The sequence below is a fragment of the Actinoplanes sp. NPDC020271 genome (assembly GCF_044388125.1).
Lineage (GTDB): Bacteria > Actinomycetota > Actinomycetes > Mycobacteriales > Micromonosporaceae > Actinoplanes.
Map to the genome: position 1 here is coordinate 556,650 of NZ_JBIRWQ010000001.1, position 18,494 is coordinate 575,143.

15 protein-coding genes are annotated in these 18,494 nt (G+C 72.9%); 11 read left to right on the top strand and 4 right to left on the bottom strand.

Annotation, left to right across the window (positions count from 1 at the left end; all coding sequences use genetic code 11):
- The first annotated feature begins 58 nt into the window (after positions 1–58).
- The 5 genes from ACH442_RS02440 to ACH442_RS02460 all read left to right on the top strand — a co-directional run bounded on the left by ACH442_RS02440 (position 59) and on the right by ACH442_RS02460 (position 6,324).
- Positions 59–1,318, top strand: coding sequence for a hypothetical protein (locus ACH442_RS02440; RefSeq protein WP_396120752.1), 1,260 nt, complete (start codon positions 59–61; stop codon positions 1,316–1,318).
- A 10-nt stretch (positions 1,319–1,328) separates the two neighbouring features.
- Positions 1,329–2,990: a right-handed parallel beta-helix repeat-containing protein gene (locus ACH442_RS02445; RefSeq protein WP_396120753.1), complete on the top strand. Its 1,662-nt coding sequence runs from the start codon at positions 1,329–1,331 to the stop codon at positions 2,988–2,990.
- Between the two features lie 38 nt (positions 2,991–3,028).
- Positions 3,029–4,477: a type VII secretion protein EccE gene (locus tag ACH442_RS02450; RefSeq protein WP_396120754.1), complete on the top strand. Its 1,449-nt coding sequence runs from the start codon at positions 3,029–3,031 to the stop codon at positions 4,475–4,477.
- Positions 4,474–5,772, top strand: a complete 1,299-nt coding sequence (locus ACH442_RS02455; protein ID WP_396120755.1) for a hypothetical protein — start codon at positions 4,474–4,476, stop codon at positions 5,770–5,772. Before ACH442_RS02450 ends, ACH442_RS02455 begins: the two co-directional genes overlap by 4 nt.
- Before the next feature lie 297 nt (positions 5,773–6,069).
- On the top strand, positions 6,070–6,324 hold the full coding sequence (locus ACH442_RS02460; RefSeq protein ID WP_396120756.1) for a hypothetical protein: 255 nt from the start codon (positions 6,070–6,072) through the stop codon (positions 6,322–6,324).
- A 132-nt stretch (positions 6,325–6,456) separates the two neighbouring features.
- Here the strand turns inward: ACH442_RS02460 and eccCa are convergent, their stop codons facing one another.
- The gene (gene eccCa / locus ACH442_RS02465; RefSeq protein ID WP_396120757.1) at positions 6,457–10,413 is read right to left on the bottom strand and encodes a type VII secretion protein EccCa; all 3,957 of its coding nucleotides are present in this window, start codon (positions 10,411–10,413) and stop codon (positions 6,457–6,459) included.
- Between the two features lie 94 nt (positions 10,414–10,507).
- On the opposite strand from eccCa, the gene eccD reads away from it, so the two are divergent.
- Both eccD and eccB read left to right on the top strand, forming a co-directional pair.
- Positions 10,508–11,911, top strand: coding sequence for a type VII secretion integral membrane protein EccD (gene eccD / locus ACH442_RS02470; RefSeq protein WP_396120758.1), 1,404 nt, complete (start codon positions 10,508–10,510; stop codon positions 11,909–11,911).
- Positions 11,912–11,915: 4 nt separating this feature from the next.
- Positions 11,916–13,277: a type VII secretion protein EccB gene (gene eccB, locus ACH442_RS02475; protein ID WP_396120759.1), complete on the top strand. Its 1,362-nt coding sequence runs from the start codon at positions 11,916–11,918 to the stop codon at positions 13,275–13,277.
- Here eccB and ACH442_RS02480 read toward each other — a convergent pair.
- Positions 13,267–14,529 (bottom strand): S8 family serine peptidase, encoded by a 1,263-nt coding sequence (locus ACH442_RS02480; protein WP_396120760.1) that lies wholly within the window; start codon positions 14,527–14,529, stop codon positions 13,267–13,269. The two genes, eccB and ACH442_RS02480, sit on opposite strands and share 11 nt — an antisense overlap.
- 78 nt (positions 14,530–14,607) lie before the next feature.
- Here ACH442_RS02480 and ACH442_RS02485 point away from each other — a divergent pair, with 78 nt between their 5' ends.
- Positions 14,608–15,435, top strand: coding sequence for a hypothetical protein (locus tag ACH442_RS02485; RefSeq protein WP_396120761.1), 828 nt, complete (start codon positions 14,608–14,610; stop codon positions 15,433–15,435).
- On the opposite strand, the gene ACH442_RS02490 is transcribed toward ACH442_RS02485, so the two are convergent.
- Complete coding sequence (locus ACH442_RS02490) at positions 15,395–16,261, bottom strand: SseB family protein (RefSeq protein WP_396120762.1); 867 nt, start codon at positions 16,259–16,261, stop codon at positions 15,395–15,397. The two genes, ACH442_RS02485 and ACH442_RS02490, sit on opposite strands and share 41 nt — an antisense overlap.
- Positions 16,258–17,226, bottom strand: coding sequence for an HNH endonuclease (locus ACH442_RS02495; RefSeq protein WP_396120763.1), 969 nt, complete (start codon positions 17,224–17,226; stop codon positions 16,258–16,260). Before ACH442_RS02495 ends, ACH442_RS02490 begins: the two co-directional genes overlap by 4 nt.
- Positions 17,227–17,286: 60 nt before the next feature.
- On the opposite strand from ACH442_RS02495, the gene ACH442_RS02500 reads away from it, so the two are divergent.
- From ACH442_RS02500 to ACH442_RS02510, 3 genes are read left to right on the top strand one after another with little or no spacing between them, the layout of a single operon-like run.
- A complete protein-coding gene (locus ACH442_RS02500) occupies positions 17,287–17,748 on the top strand; it encodes a hypothetical protein (protein ID WP_396120764.1) in 462 nt (153 codons plus the stop codon).
- Positions 17,749–17,766: 18 nt separating this feature from the next.
- On the top strand, positions 17,767–18,117 hold the full coding sequence (locus ACH442_RS02505) for a hypothetical protein (protein WP_396120765.1): 351 nt from the start codon (positions 17,767–17,769) through the stop codon (positions 18,115–18,117).
- A gap of 14 nt (positions 18,118–18,131) precedes the next feature.
- Positions 18,132–18,482, top strand: coding sequence for a hypothetical protein (locus ACH442_RS02510; protein ID WP_396120766.1), 351 nt, complete (start codon positions 18,132–18,134; stop codon positions 18,480–18,482).
- The last annotated feature ends 12 nt before the right edge of the window (positions 18,483–18,494 follow it).

Genomic DNA, 18,494 nt, shown 5'->3' on the forward strand with positions numbered 1-18,494 from the left:
CGCGCTCCTGCCGGTGGCTCCCCTCCGCCACCGGGACGCGAACGAAGACGGAGACGAGATGCCCACCGCTGGCTCTTACCGCCTGGAGCACCAGCTGTCGAGTTGCACGGTCGGCGAGGTCTGGTCGGGTGCCGACGAGCAGGGGCGACCGGTGACGGTCGCCCGGCTCAACGAGTTGGCGTCGGCTGACAGCCGGTGGCGCGACGCCTTCGCGGCGGCCACCGAGACGCTCGCCGCGTCCGAGACCGATCGGCTGGCCGTGACCGGCTCCGATCTTGCCGGCGAGCGCCCCTGGGTCGCTTCCGACGGTGACGCGGGCGCGATCTTCACGGTCCTCGGGCAGGATCTGACCCCGGTGGGTGCGGTGCCGGCGACGCTGTCGGCCGCCGGCATGGCGACCGATCACCAACCCGATTCGGTACGTACGGAGTCGCGCCCGTCCGTGGAGGGCGAGCCGCCCACCGAGCCGCTCCGGCCGGTGCTGACCGATCCGGCTCAGCCGGTGTCCGCGGCGCCGGTGTCCGGCCTGCCGACGTCGGGACTGCCCTCGTTCGACCAGCCGGTCTCGGCCGTGCCGGTTTCCGGGGCTCCTGCGCCGTACCGGGGAATGGGCAGCCCACCGCGACCCGGCCGCCTCCTGTTGCTGATCGTCGGCCTGGTGTCGCTGCTCGTCGGCGCCGCCGGCGGCGCGGCGATCGTGGCCGCCGCGAGCGTCGGCGACGACGAGCCGGCGCCGGTGGCGAGCAGCGGGCCGGTGACCTTCACCGATGCCCAGTTGCTGCTGCCGAGCACGCAACCGGCCGCGCCCGGTCAGTCACCGGAGCCGGACGAGTGGCCCGACAACAACTGGCCCACCTTCGGGGATCAGGCCGGCGCGACCGAGGTCAGCGGGCTGGAGGGTCTCGGTTTCAGCTTCCAGACGCCGGAGGGCTGGAAGTGCGTGCTGGCCGAGAAGGCGGACGCCGCCGTGCACTACCGCTGCGGCGCGTTCGACGGCGACACGATCACCGCCGGGGGCGACATCTTCTACCGCACCTGCCCGGCCGTCTGCGACAACACCACCCGTGTGGCCCTGCGCGCCCGGGAAGAGGCCTGGGGTCTACGGTGGACCGGCGGTACCACGGTGCAGTCCTGGGTGGAGAACCCTTCGGTGAACGGCAAGCCGGAGTTCGGGCTGGTCTACGTCGGCTTCACCCGCACCGCCGTCGAGCAGGTGCTGAACCGGGAGGTCGTGCTCCGGATGACCGCACCCGCCGACCGGGCCGATGACGTGAAGAAAGTCGCCGCCAGCGTCCTCGACCACACGTACGCGCAGTAAGGAGCACCCCGTGGCCAGCACCTTGGCGGTCCCCGGCACCTATCCGACGATCCGTGACGCGCTCGAGGTGGCCCCGGACGACGCGGTGATCAGCATCGCGCCCGGCACCTACCGGGAGCGGATCGAGCTGTCCGGGCGGCGGCTCACGCTGCGCGGCACCGGGGAGGAGGGCACGGTCGTCGTCGACGCGTCCACGCTGGAGGGCCCGGCCCTGGCCGTGCTCAGTGGCGAGGTGACCGTCGAGGGGCTGGACCTGACCTCCGGGGACTATCCGGCGGTCGCGGCGACGAGCGCGCGGCTGACCGTACGCAAATGTCGTCTTTCCGCGGGTTACGGGGCGGGTCTCCAGGCCACCGATCTCTCCACCGTGGAGGCCGCCGAGGTGCGCGTGCTCGCGGGGCAGAACGGCCTGGTCTTCTCGGACTCCGGCGGCACGGTCGACTCGTGCGAGGTCCGCGGGGTGAACGACGACGGCATCATCGTGCGGCTCGGCGCCGACCCGGTGATCCGGAACACCACGGTCGCCGAGTGCGGTTACCGGGGGATCTACGTCTACCAGTCCGGCCGGCCGGTGATCGAGCGCTGCGACGTCTCCGGCACCGGGGACGCCGGGATCGTGGTCGCCAACAGCAGCTCCCCCACGATCCGGGAGACCTGGGTGCACCAGACCCGGGGTTCCGGCTTCGTGTTCGGCGCGGGCTGCTCCGGGGCGGTCGAGCAGTGCCGCGTCGAGGGCACCGCCGAGCCGAAGGTCGCGGTCGACCCGCGCGCCCAGGTGACCGTGTCGCTCTCCGAGGGCGGCCCGGCCCCGCGCGCCGGGATCGCCGCCGACGCCGGTGGCGGGCAGGACGCGGCCGAGGTCGACCGGCTGCTCACCGAGCTCGACTCGATGATCGGCCTGGCCGGGGTGAAGGACGAGGTCCGCGCCCTGATCGACGAGATCCAGGTGAACGAGTGGCGGCGCAACGCCGGGCTGTCGGTCGGCGCGGCCAGCCACCACCTGATCTTCACCGGCGCCCCGGGCACCGGTAAGACGACGGTAGCCCGCATCTACGGTCAGCTGCTCAAGGCGCTCGCCGTCCTGCCGAACGGGCGGTTCCGTGAGGTGTCCCGGCGCGACCTGGTCGGGCAGTACATCGGGCACACCGCGGAGAAGACCACCTCGGTGTTCGAGGAGGCGATGGGCGGGGTGCTGTTCATCGACGAGGCGTACACCCTGTCCCGGGCCGGTGGGGCCAGCGCCGACTTCGGCCAGGAGGCGATCGACACCCTGGTCAAGCTGATGGAGGACCACCGCGACCAGGTCGCCGTGATCGTCGCCGGTTACACCCAGGAGATGCTCGACTTCCTCGACGCGAACTCCGGTCTCGCCTCCCGGTTCGCCAAGACCCTGGAATTCGAGAACTACGGTCCCGACGAGCTGGTCATGATCGCCACCCGGATCGCCGAGAACGACGACTACGCGTTCGCGCCGGGGCTGGCCGAGGCGCTCTACGAGCACTTCTCGCAGATCGAGCGGGACCGGAACTTCGGTAACGCGCGTGAGGCCCGCAAACTGCTGGAGGGCATGCGCAAGGCGCAGTCCGGCCGGCTGCGGTCGCTGGGTCGCATGCCGAGCCGCGACGACCTCACCACACTCGTCCTCGACGACCTGCTCACGGCCATCCGCTGACGCATAGAATGGGCTCTCTATCGCCGGGAGGTGACGCGGTGAATCCAGGTGACGGTCACCCGGGGCAGGCGTTCGGCGCCGCCGCGCCATCACCGGCCGCGCCACCCGCAGCCCAGCCGCTCCCGCCACCACCGGCGGTGAGCGCACCCCCGCAGGCACACGCCGCCGCGGCCGCCACCCCGCTGCGCCGGGCCGGCACCCAGGCCCGGGGCAGCGTCCCGGTTCCGGCCCCCGGCCCGCCCCAGCCGGCCGGCGTCGCGCCGCGACCGGTCGCCGCGCCCGGCCCGGCCGACGCGACCGCCGACGCCGGGGTCCGGGCGATCCCGCGCCGCGGCCAGGTCGGGCCGGTCAGCCTCACCCAGATCGTCGTCGCCGAGCTCGCCGTCCTCGCCACCGTCGCCGCCGCGATCCAGGGGCCGATCCCGGGGCTGGTCACCGGTGTGCTCGGCGTGCTCCTGATCGTGATCTTCTTCGCCCGGCAGCGTGGCCGCTGGTGGCTGGAACACCGCCGGATCGCGCGGGACCACGCCCGCCGTCGCGCCGCGGCCCTGGAGACCGGGGCCGGCCCGGTGCTCGCCGCGCTGCGCACCATCGCCCCCGGCCTGGCCGTGCGGGACATGACCGCGCAGGACGGGGCACGCGCCGGCGTCGCCAAGGACGACGCCGGCTGGTTCAGCGTCGTCGCGCTCACCCCGACCGCGCCGGTCCACCACGACGCGGCGCCGATCCCGCTGGACGCGCTGGTCAGCGTGCTCGCCGCGACCGAGCAGCCGGGCGTGGTGCTGGAGCTGGTCACGCACACCGTGCCCGCGCCGAGTCCGGATGTGCACGCGTCGTCGCCGGCCGGGTCGTCGTACCGTCAGCTGGTCGAGTCGCTCAGCCCGGAGCCGGTCCCCGCGCACCGGGAGTCGACGATCAGCGTCCGGGTCGACGCCCGGGTGCTCGCCGAGGCACTGCACGACCACACCGCCGACCTGGAAGCGGCCGCCGCCCTCGTCGCCGGCCTCGGGCGGAAGGTCGCGACCAGCCTCCGCCGGATCGGGATCGGCTGCCGCGTGCTCGACGCCGCGGAACTTGTCGCGGTGCTCGCCCGCTCCTGCGACGTCGAGGCCGGGTCGCTGGCCGAGGGCTCCCAGGTCGACGAGGAGTGGACACACTGGCGGTCGGCGCGGCTGATCCACCGGACGTACTGGTTGAAGACCTGGCCCACGTCGGCCGGCGAGATCGGGTCACTGTTCGCCTGGGCCGCCACCGCCCCGGCCGCGCAGACCAACGTGGCGCTGGTGCTGAACGCGGCGGCCGACGGCGACGACGTGGCCGTGCGGGCCTTCATCCGGCTCGCCACCCGGCCCGACGCCGACCTCGCCGCGCTGGACCGGGTGCTGATCGAAGGCGTGCGGCGGGTCGGCGCCGAACTGTCGCCGCTGGACGGGGAGCACGGGCCGGCCGCATATGCGACGGCACCGACGGGAGGTGGCGCGGGATGACACATCCGGATCGTGACGGGTCGTGGCGGCCCCACCCGCCGGCCGCTGAGGAGCAGTCCTCCTCGGAGCTTCCGGCTCCGCCGGTCTTCCCGCCGCCGGCGGTAGCGCGGGCCCAGGTGCGGCCGCCGCAGCTGCCTCCGCCGCCGGCGCAGTATCCACCGGGCCAGGATCAGCAGGCGCAGTATCCACCGGGCCAGAATCCCCAGGCGCAGTATCCACCGGGCCAGAATCCCCAGGCGCAGTATGCGCAGCGTCAGAATCCGGCGGCCCCTTACTCGCAGGCTCAGTTCCAGCAGATTCAAGACCCGCAGACTCAGTACGCCCAGCAGGCCCAGCCGGCACCGCAGCAGGTCATGCCGTTCGCCCAGCAGCAGGCCGTGCCGTTCGCGCCGCAGCCGCAGGAAGCGGTGCCGTTCGCGCCGCAGCAGCAGGTCCAGGCGGCTGCCGACGCGACCGGTCGTGGCCTGGCCGCCCCGCAGCTCACCAGCGCACCGCTGGCCGGGCCGCAGGGCCGCGCGCTCGCCGCCGCGCAGGCCGCCCTCGCCGCCGAGAACGACAACCCGCCCGACGAGCACTCCACCGATGACGACGAGGCGCGCACCGGCCCGTCCGGGAAGACGTCACCGCTGCACATCGGCTGGCACGCGATCTCCCGGAAAACGTTGCGCCGGGTGACGGTCGCGCCGTCCGCCGGGGCGGGGCTGGTCCTCGGGCGCGACCGGCAGCACGCGCCCGTGCCACTGCACCTCTTCGCGCCCGAGCCGGTCAGAATCGCCCTGGTCGGCGGGGTGTGGGCCGCCCAATTGCTGATCTTCCGGGCGTTCGCGCTGGGCGCCCGGGTCGTCGTCGTGACGACCGAGCCGCGGGCGTGGGCCGGGTTCGGCGAGCGGGCGACCGGGCAGTACAACCGGCTGACCGTGCACAGCAGTGACCAGGGCGTGGCGCTGACCGGCAGTGCGCAGATGCCGACGCTCGCCGTTTACGACCTGGGCATGACCGGGCCGGCCACGACACCACCGCTCGGGCCGTGGCGCACCCAGTTGACCATTCTGCGTCAGCTCGACCGGCCCGGCCTGGCCGCGCTCCAGGAGTCCCAGCTGGCGCTGCTCCAGCGGCTCGGCGGGGACGAGGCGGCGCTGGCCGCGTCCGCGTTGAAGCTGCGTCCGCACAGCAGCCAGTTCCTGCAGTTCATGGCCGATGACATGCTGGCCCTGATCGGGGACGGCACCGACCGTTACCTGTTCCTCGGCCAGACCCCGACCGAGCAGCAGTTCGTCGGTCTCCCCCGCCGCTGAGACGACGCGGGGCACGCCGGCGACGCCTGGTCCGGCCGGTGGGACAGAACCCAGTCCCGCAAACCCATGCCGCGACGGATCGGAGCCGTCGTGCCCGGGTTCGGCAGGGTCAGGACGCTGAGACATCCGTCCCAGGTCGTCGCACCGATGAGCAACCGCTCGTCCAGCGACATCATCACGAACCCCGGGCGTCCCGGCGGGCCGCCGAGCACACAACGACATCGACGCCCGGCACTTCGCCTTCTCCGGCGTCGTCAGCGCGCAATCCGGCAGCTCCACCAGCTTCAGACGCGAGCCGTGGTTGCCGCCGTACGCCTGGGCCGTCCCGAGGTCGACCTGGCCCGGCTTCTCGGCCGGCGGCGTGACCTCAGCAGCGGGCCGAAGACGCCGGCGCGCTCGGCCGCCGACCGTCCAGCACGTGCACCTCGGCGGCGCCCTCCGCCCGGGATCGGGCCCACCCGGGTGCCCACGGCCCGCGCCGTCCCGGATGTCCCGGCCGGCGAGAGCATGGTCCTCGCGGCCGAGGGCAGCTTCGTCGACCGCACCCGGTAGTTGTTCTCGGCGCCGCCGGGTGGCGTGGCGGACCCCATCGCGGATGCCTTCACCCCGGTCACGGCCCGGTCGGGGCTCGGATCGGGTGGTTACGCGGCCAGGGCAGGCACCCGAGACGACCCCGCCGTCCACTCAGCGGACGGGCGGTGTCCAGGCGAGCTGGACCAGCCGGGCGCCGTGTTTGCGGGTGATCATCCAGGCGCGGCCCGGCGGCAGGATCTGCGGTTTGATCGTGCCGAACAGGGGGCCTTCCTCGCGCGGGCCGGACATCATGATGCCGGGTGAGGCGAGTTCGCGGATGCGGCCGATGACCGGGTCGAACATGGCGCGCGCGGCGCCGCCGATCCGGCGGGTGATCACCAGGTGGAGGCCGATGTCGCGGGCCTGCGGGAGGAACTCCAGCAGGGGTAGGAGCGGGTTCTGCGCGGCGGCGGCGACCAGGTCGTAGTCGTCGACGAGCACGTAGAGTTGCGGGCCTTTCCACCAGCTGCGGTTCGCCAGCATCTCGGGGGTGACGTCGGGACCGGGGAGACGTTCGCGCATGGCGACCGCGACCTGGTTGATCAGATCGGCGGTGACCTGGTGGGACGTGCCGTAGCCGATGGTGTTCTCGTTCGGGATGATGCCGAGCAGGCTGCGGCGCAGGTCGACCAGGAGGATGCGGGCCTCCGCCGGGCTGTTCCCGGCGACGATCGACTTCGCCAGGCTGCGCAGGAACGAGCTCTTGCCGCTCTCGATGTCGCCGAAGAGCAGCGCGTGCGGTTCGGCGTCGAAGTCGAGCCAGACCGGTTGCAGGTCGGCTTCGGCGATGCCGATCGGGGCGAGCGGGCCTCGGGCTGGGGGCAGCGCCTCGAACGGCAGCTCGGCGGGGAGCAGCCGGACGCGCGGCGCGGGCGGCCCGGTCCAGTGCTCGGTGGCGTGTTTGACCAGTTCGGCGACGGCTTCGGCGAGGTCGTCGGCGCGCTGTTCGCGGTCGATGCGGGGCAGCGCGGCGAGGAAGTGGTGACCGTCGGGGGTGAGGCCGTGACCGGGTGACTGGTCGGGCACGTTGACCGCCTCACGACGATTGATCACCGAGTCGGAGGGTTCGCCGAGGCGCAGCTCGACGCGGGTGCCGAAGACGTCGCGGATCTGCGGGCGGACGTCCATCCAGCGGTTCGCCGCGGCGACCACGTGGATGCCGAAGCCGAGACCGCGATTGGCCAGCTCGTTGACCATGGTTTCGAGGTCCTCGAACTCGGCGCGCAGCGTCGACCAGCCGTCGACGATCAGGAAGACGTCGCCGAACGGGTCCTCGGCGAAGCGGCCCTGCTGCTTGGCCCGCCGGTACGCCGCCATGCCCTCCACGTTCTGCTGGGCGAACAGGTCCTCACGGCCGCGCATCAGGCCGTGCACCTCGGCGATCGTGCGCCGGACCCGGTCCACGTCACGGCGGGTGGCGATGCCGCCGACGTGCGGCAGGTCGGTGAGACCGCTCAGCGGGCCGCCGCCGAAGTCCAGCCCGTAGAACTGCACCTCACGCGGAGTGTGGGTGAGGGCGAGGCTGGTGATCAACGTACGCAGGAGGTTGGATTTTCCGGATTGTGAGCCGCCGACCACGAGCAGGTTGCCCGCGGCGCCGGAGAGGTCCAGCCACATCGGGTCGCGGCGCTGGTCGAACGGCTTGTCGATGATGCCGACGAGGGCGTGCAGGCCGGCGAAGCGTTCCGCCGCGTCGACCTGGAGGCCGCGGTCGGGCATGGAGATGACCGGGGGCAGCATCTGACCGAGCGTGGGTGCCTTGTCCAGCGGCGGCAGCCACACCTCGTGGGCGGGGGTGCCGCGGCCCTCCATCTGGCGGGCGAGGACGTCCATCAGCGTGTCGCCCTGGACCTTCTCCTCCACCTCCTGGCTCGCCGCCTCGGGCTCGGACCGCTCTTCCTGCAGGGGCGCCGCATAGTACGTGCTGAACTCCCGGATCGGGCTGCCGGCGCGGGTGCTGCCGGCGGCGACGATGCCCTCCCGGCGGACGGCACCCGACACGTAGGCGGCCTTGAGCCGGACCAGCCCGTCGGTGCCGGCCCGCAGATAGCCGTGGCCGGGGTGATGCGGCAGCTCGTAGGCGTCGGGCACCCCGAGGACGGCCCGGCTCTCCATCGAGGAGAAGGTGCGCAGACCGATCCGGTACGACAGGTGCGACTCCAGCCCCCGCAGGCGTCCCTCCTCCAGTTTCTGCGAGGCGAGCAGCAGGTGGATGCCGAGCGACCGGCCGACCCGTCCGATCTGGACGAACATGTCGATGAAGTCGGGCCGGTCGGCGAGCAGCTCGGAGAACTCGTCGACGATCAGGATCAGACTGGGCAGCGGGGCGAGCGGCACCCCGGCCGCGCGGGCCCGCTCGTAGTCCCGCGCCGAGGCGTAGTTGCCGGCCTTGCGCAGCAGCTCCTGCCGCCGGGTCAGCTCACCGGAGATGGCGCCGAGCATGCGGTCGACCAGGGACTGCTCGTCCTGCAGGTTGGTGATCATCGCGGCGGTGTGCGGGAGCCGGTCGAGCGAGGCGAAGGTCGCGCCGCCCTTGTAGTCGACCAGCACGAAGTTGAGAATCTCCGGGTCGTGGGTCATCGCCAGCGCCACCACCAGCGTGCGCAGCAGCTCGGACTTGCCGGAACCGGTCGCGCCGATCAGCAGGCCGTGCGGGCCCATCCCGTCCTGGGCGGACTCCTTGAGGTCGAGCTCGACCGGACGGCCGTCGACACCGATGCCGATCGGCACGCGCAGACGGTCCCGGTTCGGCCGGTTCGCCCACATGTCGGCCAATTCGATCTGGTACGGATCGTCCACCTCGAGCAGCTCGGCCAGCCCCATGTCCTGCGAGATCGCGGGCTGGTCGCCGTAGGTCGCCGCGGACAGCCGCAGCGGCGCCAGCTCGCGCGCGAGCACCTCGACCTCCGCCTGCCCGAGCGTGTCGGCCTTACCCACCTCGGTCGAGCCGTCCATCGTCGTGCCGGTGATCGTCCCGTCGGCGGCGATCTCCAGCACCACCGAGCTGTCGTCGAGCAGCCGGGGCGGCGGCACCGACAGGTCGAGGATGGTGACGCCGGCGACCCCGCCCTCGGTCATCAGGTGGTCGGAGCCGGCCGTCGAGCCACCGTCGATGATCACCATCACGTGCGGGCCGGCCGGGGCCACCGCCATCGGGTCGAACCGGGGCCGGTTGACCAGCACGTCGTCGAGCATCGCCTCGAGCGCGGGCACGCTCGGCGCGACCAGCCGGAGCGGTCCGACCGCGTCGGTCTTGTCCGGGTGCTGGGCGTGCGGCAACCACTTCGCCCACTCCCACCGGGGGCGCTGATGGTCGGGCACGCAGACGCCGAGCCGCAGGTCGTCGGGCGCGTGGAAGGTGGCGATCTGCGCGGTCAGCGCGCGACAGAAGCCCTGCACCGCCTCTTCCGGCCCGCGCACGTAGATGTGCGAGAAGTCACGCAGAGCGACGGAGACCGGCAGGTCCGGCACGACCGAGTAGGTGTTGACGAACTTGCGCAGCGCCATCGCGCAGAGCGGCTCCAGTTCGTCGACCGGTTTGGTCTGCGGCGGGATCAGGCGGGTCGCCACCTCCTGCACGCCGACCGCGATCCGGACGACGGTGAAGTCGGCGTCGTTGCGCCGCCGCTCCCAGAGGCGGCCGCTGTCCGCGAACGTCCAGAGGGTGGCCGGGTCGGGATTGCGATAGTAGAGCGCCTCCCGCTGCTGACGGATCGTGGTGCGCAACTGGGCCCGCAATTGCGACAAATGCCGCAGGTACTGCCGGCGGGACTCGATCATCTCGCGCTTGCCGGGGCCCGAGGTGTTCGTGGCCATCATCGCGATCATGCCGAGGATGGAGACGCCATACATCGCGCCGGCCACATACGTCAACGGGCCGCCGCGCTGAACGCCCATCATCAGGCCCATCGCGGCCGCACCGGCACCCATCGGCAGCACCATCAGCATCCGCGTCCAGCCCTTGCCGGCCGGCGGCGGAACCTCGGGCGGCGGATCGAGCAGCACCTCGCCCGAGGGCATCACCGGCGCGGGCCGGCGGGGCGGACGCTTCACGATGCTGACGGTCACGCTTCGCATCCTAACCAGCCATTCGCCGGGGCGAATCCTCACCGACTCCGCCTGCTAGTTTGTGGGCTGACAAGGCTCAGCTGGAGGTGACCGCGTGACCGCACCGGGTGGCCCGAGTCTGGCCCGGGTGACGATCGCCGCGCCGACCCGCCGGATGGACATCGCCCTGCCGGACAACATGCTCGTCGGCGAACTGCTGCCGCACCTGCTGCGGCACGCCGAGGGTGCGCTGGGCGAGCCGGCCGAGCGGCACGGCGGCTGGGTGCTGCGCCGGGCCACCGGCTCGGCACTCGAGCCCGGTCGCAACCTGGCCGCCCAGGGCGTGCGCGACGGCGAGCTGCTGCACCTGAAACCGGCCCGGGAGGACTGGCCCGAACTGGCCTACGACGACGTGGTCGAGGTGATCGCCAGCGGCGCCCGCCGGGCCGGCCGTTCCTGGGGCGCCGCCGCGACCCGTCGCGCCGGTCTGACCGTCTTCGCCGTCGCGCTGCTCGTCGGGCTCTTCGGCCTGGCCGCCGGCGGCCCGTCCCGGCAGGCCTCGGCGATCATCGCGCTCGGTGTGGCGCTCGGCCTGTCCGTGGTCGGCATCCTGCTGTCCCGCGCGTTCACCGACTCCGGCGCGGGCGCCGTGGTCGCCGCCAGCGGCCTGCCCTACGCGTTCCTCGGCGGCGCCTGGCTGATCGCCGACTCCGGTTCCCGGTTCCTCGGCATCGGCGCCCCGGCGCTGCTGCTGGGCTCGGCAGTGCTGCTGGTCGTCAGCATGATCGGGCACGCCGCGGTGGCCGGGCTGCCCCGGCTCTTCGTGGCCGGCATCGCGGTCGCGCTGACCGGCCTGCTCGCCGCACTGCTCACGCTGGCCGGGGTGCCGGCCAGTGGCGGCGCCGCGGTGGCCCTGACCGCCGCGATCGGCCTGCTCCCGGGCTATCCGGTGCTGGCCAGCTGGATCGGCCGGCTGCCCTTCCCGGAACTGCCCAGCCGCGCCGAGGAGATCCTCAAGGACAAGCCGATGCCTCGCCGGGCGGACGTGTTCGCCGCCGTGGTCCGGGCCGACGAGGTGCTCTCCGGGCTGCTGCTGGCCGCCGCGTTCAGCAGCATCGTCGCGATTCTCTACCTGGCCTGGTCCGGCCCCGGCACGGCCGCGGTGCTGCTGATCGTCGCCGCCGTGACCGCCCTGCTGCTGCGCGCCCGGCTGCTGGCCACCCCGCAGCAGCGCGGTCCGCTGCTCGTCGCCGGGGTCGCCGGTCTGGCCGTGCTCGGCATCGGCGCGGTCGCCACCGACGCCGTCCCGGGGCTGCTGGTGCTGGCCGGCGCGGTGATCGCCGGCGCGGTCGCGCTGCCGGCCGCGGTGATCTACAGCCAGCGGCAGCCCTCGCCCTACCTGGGCCGGGCCGCCGACCTGCTGGACGTCATCGCGATCATGGCGCTGATCCCGCTGGCGTGCGCGGTGATGGGCGTCTTCGACGACATCCGCGGGCTGTTCTCCTCGATCGGAGGGTGACGCGATGGCCTCCCGCCGCGATCAGCTCCAGTCGTACCAGTTCCTGAATCAACGGGTCATCTCCGCGTTCGTGATGCGCGAGACCGACCCGGCGCAGTCCCCGCTGCGGCGCGGCATCGGCGCGCTCTTCGGCGGGCTGATGGTGGCGATCCTGATCGGCGCGGGCTTCGGCGTCTACGGCATCCTCACCAAGGTCGGCGGCGACCAGTGGCAGAGCGAGGGCTCGGTGGTGGTCGAGCGGGAGTCCGGCGCCAGTTTCGTCTACTCGGCGGGCCGGCTCAGCCCGGCGCTGAACTTCACCTCGGCCAAGCTCGCGGCCGGTCGGCCGAATCCGACGGTCTACCGGATCGCGGCCAAGGCCCTGGCCAAGGTCCCGCGCGGGGTCACCATCGGCATTCCGAACGCGCCGGCGTCGCTGCCCGAGGCCGGCCAGCAGGTCGGCCTGCCTTGGGCCATGTGCCTGGTGCCGGGCGAGAATCCGGCCGCCACGCTGCTGGTCGGGCAGTCCGGGCCGGCCGGTGCCGACCTCGCCGAGCGCGGTCTGCTGGTCAGTGACAGCAACACCAACATTCAGCTGGTCTGGCACGGCTTCAAGCACAAGATCCAGGACGCGCAGACCACCCTTCCCGGCTTGTACGGCGCGGTCGACCCGACCGTGGTCAGCACCGCGTGGCTGAACGCGCTGCCGGCCGGTGGCGACATCGCAGCCATCCGGGTGCAGAATCGCGGCGCCGCGTCGAAGCGGGTGCCGTCGCTGACCAACGGCACCGTGCTGGCGGTCACCGTCGGCGTCGACGCCACCCAGTTCTACCTGGTTCTGGACGACGGGATCCTGCCCATCACCGCGCTGCAGAAAGCGGTGTTGAACGCCAGCTTCCCGGCCGAGCCGAAGAACGTGCCGGTCGCCGTGGTGACCGGCGGCGCCGGCCCGGTGCTCAAGCCGGAGACCGGCAACGCCGACGCGCAGCCGCCGGCCAGCCCGCCGACCCTGGCCACGGTTGCCGCCGGCACCACCGCCTGCGCGGTCACCCGGTCGGCGGCCAAGGCACCGTCGATCATCGTGGGCGGGCCGGTCGGCGCGCTCTTGTCGGCCGTGCCGACGATCGGCTCGTCCGGCGGGCGGGCACTGGCCGACGCGGTGGGTGTCCCGGCCGGCCGGTTCGCGCTCGTCCGAGTGCCCGGCTCGGCCGGCTACCAGCTGGTGACGGATCTCGGCCTGCGGCACCCGGTGCCGGACGCGGACGCGCTGGGCCGGCTCGGTTACTCCGCCGACTCGGCCACCGAGATCCCGACCGCGCTGGTCAGCAGCATCCCGGCCGGGGTCACGTTGGACCCGGCGGCGGCCGGCAAGCCGCCTAAGAGCTAGGTTCCGAGGACCGGTCGAGGAGCATGACCGGCGGCCCGGGCTCGATCGGCTCCTCGTACTCGGCCAGAGGCGGCGCCGTGGCCGGCCGCCAGTGCTGCCGCCGGCTGCGCCGGATCGCCGCGGTCACCATAAGCACCGCCACCACCGCGACGGCCGCGATCGCGGCGCCGGTGAACGCCGCCCGGCGCCGCTCGTTCTCCGCCCCGCTGCGGGTAGCGGCCGACGGCACCAGGGCCGGCAGGGCTCGTTCCTTCTTCGCGGTGAGCCGCCCGGTGACGGCCGCGTACGGATTGACCACACCCGCCCCGAACCCGTCCCCCGTCATCGCCGGGCTGGCCGAGGCGGTCAGCAGCCGGGTCAGATCGGCCACCGGCATCTTCCCGGACCGGCCGCGCACCAGTGCCGCCGCCGCGCCCACGTAGCCGGCGGCCAGCGCCGTCCCGTCCGCCTCGACCAGGGCCTGGGCCGCACCGTCGCCGCCCTGCAGGGTGGGCACCGCCACACCCGGCGCGACAAGGTCCACATAGGTGCCGTGCTGCGACTTGCCGTACGTCTTCCCGTCCTCGCCGATCGCGCCGACCCCGATCACATCGGGGTACGACGCCGGGAACGGGGCCGGATTGCCATCCTGCGCCGAGCCGAGGTCACCGGCCGCGGCGATCACCGGCACGTCCTTCTGGACCGCGGACGCCACGGCTTGCCGCAGCGCTGTGGTGTCCTGATAAGCCGGGACGGCCACCACGATCACGTCGGCGCCGCCCTGCAGGGCGAAGTCGATGCCGCGGGCCAGTTGCGCGGGGTCCGCGGCGCTCGGCGCGGAGCCGGTGTCCGGCACCACGCGCACCGGAAGAACGGTGGTCTGCGGGGCGAGGCCAGTGACCGGCCCGTTCGCCGTGGCGGCGGCCGCGATCACGCCGGCGACCTGGGTGCCGGCGCCGGTGCAGTCGGTGTCGGCCGGACCGTTGCCGGTGACCGCGTCACGGCCGGTCAGCACCCGGCCGGTCAGCTGGCGGTGACCGGCTCGGACGCCGGTGGAGAGCACCGCGACCTCGACGCCGTCGCCCCGGCTGAACGAGGTGACCGCGTCTATCGACAGCATCGCGCGGGCCCACGACGTGCCGGCGCTGAGGCGGCCGGGCGCGGCGCAGTCGGCGGCGAGCGCCGGAGCGGGCCCGAGCGCGACCGGTGCCGCGACGCCGAGCAGCGCGGCCGCGAGCAGGGACGCTGCCCCGCGCCTCAGGATCGGTAACACCCGCCGATGATATGCCCGCCGGTGTGACATGCAGGTACCGTGTGGCGTCCCCACCCACCCAGCCATCGGGAATGATTGATGCGAAAGTGGATCTACGGCGCGGTCGCTCTCGTGCTCGCCGGCCTCTTCTGGTACTCGACCGGCAACGTCGACAAGGACACTCCCGAGGCCGCCTACAAGGAGCTGTCCAAGGTCCGGGAGAAGCTGGAGAAGGCCGGCACCGCGCGGGTCGAGTTCACCGCGTCGCTGCGCGGCGGTAAGCCGTTCGGTGAGTGGCAGGGCACCAGCGTGGTGCGGCTCAAGGAGCCGAGCTGGGACACCTCGTACACCAAGATGGCCGGCACCGGCACGGACGGCATCACGGCGCGGCGCGTGCACGTCGGCGGCGCCGATTACTACACCTCGCCGGACCTGGTCGCACCGGACGGACGCCCCTGGTGGGACGCGAGCCGGACCGTGCAGATCTGGGGCGATCAGCTCTCCGACCCGCAGCTGGACGTCGCCGACATCACCACCTGGCTGCCGTTCTTCGGCGGCCTCGACATCCACCTCGCCGACAGCGCGAAGGAAGGCGACCACAAGTACCGGCTGGAGTGCATGAGCGGCCGCAGTGTCTGCCCGCCGCCGTTCGGCACCCGGCTCGACCGGCACTTCGACCAGACGTCCCCGCCGATCCTGACCGCCGAGCTGGACGACGACGGCCGGCTGGTGAAGCTCGACGTCGAGTGTGTCCTCACCAACTCCGGAAAGGTGGAGCAGGACGACGTGGCGCTGCGCCCGAAGGATGCCTATTACGTGAAGGCCAGCTTCAAGCTCAGCGGCTTCGGCGACGAGGCGACGATCCAGGCGCCAGCCGACGCCGAGATCACGGCCTCGGATCGGGTGGTTCTGAAGGGGCGAAGCTGAAGAGCCAGGGCACCTGGTCGGGGCCGAATTCCAGCGGGTTCGCCCCGTCCGGGTCGATCGACATCGAGTAGCCCTCCGGCCAGCACGCCACCACGAAGGAGAAATTCACTTCGACGTACGGCGTGGGCTCGGTGTGACTGGCGGCGAGCGACTCCGCACTGGTGAACACCTCGACGGTTTGTTCCGGGGCGAACCTCCACGGGAAGCCGGGCTCGGCGATCTCCTCGAGCTCGGCGGGCCGGGTGGTGGGCACCAGCACCTGGGTGTCGAGGAGGCGCTCCATGAAGCCGTACACGTCACCGGCCGCGGCGGCGGCGTGCAGCGCGACCACCGGATCCTCCTCCGGGTAGTCGCCGGCCGCCTGCACGGCCCGCAGCTCCGCCTCCACGGCGTCGTCAGCGGTCTCCTCGGCGACGATCTCCTCCAGGGTGGGGACGGTCACGTCGCCGACCGCGGCGTCGGCCAGCGTCTCCACCGGCACGTACGCGTCGATCGGTGTGCCCGGGTTGATGGCGAGCCGCCACTCCGGATCCGGCCACTTGCGCCGCAGCTCCGCGTAGTTGGTCACGGTGTAGCCGTCGATCACGTGCCCGAACGTCCGCGCCAGCGCCGGCACCGAGGTGAAGACCGGCAGGAACACGTGGTCGAAGGCGTGCACGGTGAGGAACCGCTGATGGTCCGACGGGTCGGCGGTGAGCTGCGGCAGGAACAGGTCGGCGACCGCCGCCAGCTGGAAGTAGGTGTGCCGCTCGTCGGCCAGGGCGGCCAGCGCCATCGCGTGCTCGACCTCGTTGGCCGGGGTCCACTCGGGAGGCTGCTCGGTCACGTCGTCCTCCGATGCGACCCGGGCAGCAGGCTCCCGAGACCGTCCGGCCGGGCCACCCCGGCCCCGGCGGCCACGGTAACCGCCAATTCCTCAAGATCAGCCGGTACGGCCCGGAGGGCCAGCCAGAACGACGCGAAGTCCCCGGCCAGCCGGTGCATCAGCCGCGCGCACACGTCCTCGGCGGTGAAGTGGTCCCGATCGCGCGGATCGTCGTCGTCGAGGTAGCCGACCGCGCCCGCGTCCTCGCCGCGGACCCGCAGCGCGAGCAGGCCGCCCTGCACCAGCCCGACGGCCAGCCAGTCGGTGGTCAGCCGGTCGGTGAAGAACGCGTTCAGGTAGCCCAGGTCGTGGGTGCGGTCCTCGCGGAACCCGAAGAGCGGCTGGTCCAGCACGAACCCGTGACCCGGATGCACGGCCGGGAAGCTCGGGGCGCCCCCGTTGGTGCGGCCCAGGAAATCCCGGTAGTGGGGCGGAAGACGTACGCCGAATCGATCGTCGGCGGCGTCGAGCGCGGCCGCCGAGAGCCGTTCGGTGACCAGGATGCCCGGGGGTTCCTCGTCGCCCGCGGCGAGACCGTGCCCGGCCAGCGCCCGCGCCCCGACGCTGACGCCGCCCAGATGACGGAAGCTCGCGTGCAACTCGGCCGGGACCAGCGCGAGATGCCTGGTCCGCGCGGTGTGCGCCCAGGTCCAGCCGCTCGGGGTGCCGACCGCGTCGGTCCAGAGCGGGTCGCCGTCGGCGCGTGCCACCCGGTCGGCGGCGCGCACGTCGACGACGCGCGACTCCTCGACGGTGAGGTCGGCGATCGCCGGTGGCAGCGCGACCAGGATGCGGGCGTAAGGCGTCCAGTCCGGGAAGCCCCAGGGGTCGACCGGCACGCCGTGCCGATACCGCACCCGGAGCATCGGGCTGGCCGGATGCGCGGCCCGGAACGCGTAACGGGCGCCGGCTATCCGCTCTTTCATCCGTGTCACTCTACCGATTCGCGGGCCCGGCCCGGCCCCGAGCTTTCGTACGATGCCTGGATGCTGATTCGCTGGACCGGCCTGGGGTTCCTGGCCTTCCTCATCGCCTGCGGAGCCGTTCCGGCGGCGTACTACACCACGCAGGCCACGTATCGCCTGACCGGAAGCGACAACGTTCAGCTGGCCGAGCTCGCCGTGGCCGTCATCATGCTGCCGATCGCCGCCCTGATGTGGGGCGTCGGCCGGTGGCTGAACCGGGACGACGAGGAACGCCACACGGTCATGGACCAGCCGATGGAGTACGTCGCCGGCCTGTTCCTGTTCCTCGCTTGGCTGCTGCCCTGCGTCGCGCTCGGGCAGGTCACCGCCACCTGGCTGGGCTGGGTGGCGTTCTTCGCCCCGCTCCCGCTGACGGCGATCGGCTACTTCGTTTACATCATGGTGAAAGGCTGGCCAGAGGCCAGGGCCGAGGCGCTGGCGAAACGAGCCGACAGCGACACCCCACCGGCCCCACCGGTCTGAGCCGATTAGGATGGCCCGGTGACCGAACCGGAGGCGGAACGCGATCCCGCCCAGCATCTGATGCTGTGGGCGGACATCCGGCGACAGCCCGACGGCAGCCAGCGGCACATCCCGATCCCGCTCGACGACGCCGCCGCCCAGTTCGCCGCGATGATCGAGGCGGGCCGCACCGTCGAGTCGCGCCTCGACCGTGACGATCCGGACGACGCGGTCGCCTTCTCGCGCAACCGCGGCCGGGTCATCGCCACCCTGCTGAACGAGATGGCCCTGCGCCTGGCCCCCGGCCGCAGCAGCGGCGCCATCCAGGGCGAAGGCTCGATGAGTGAGGTCGCCGCCGAGATCGCCGCCTACCTGCGCGCCGGATACTGAGCGGAGGAGCCGCCGTGACCCCGCCCGACTTGACCCTGCCGCAGCCGGAGCTCGACCCGGCCCGGCATTGGCTGCTCTACGCCGCCGCTGAGCGCGACCCGGACCGGCTCCGCCCGATCCCGCTGGACGAGGCGGCCACCCGGCTCGGCCCGGCCGCCGCCGGTGGCGAGGCCGATCGGCGCACCCCGGGCGACCGGAATCTCGTGGTGATCTCCCGGCAGCGCGCCACCGCCATCGCGGACCTGCTGGACGAACTCGCCCTGCGCCTCGCGCCGGGCGTCGAGGTCCCGGCCGTGCAGTCGGACGGGTCGCTCAGCCGGCTCGCCAAGGAACTGGCCGACGACATGCTGCGCCGCAGCGCCTGACCTCGGACGCCG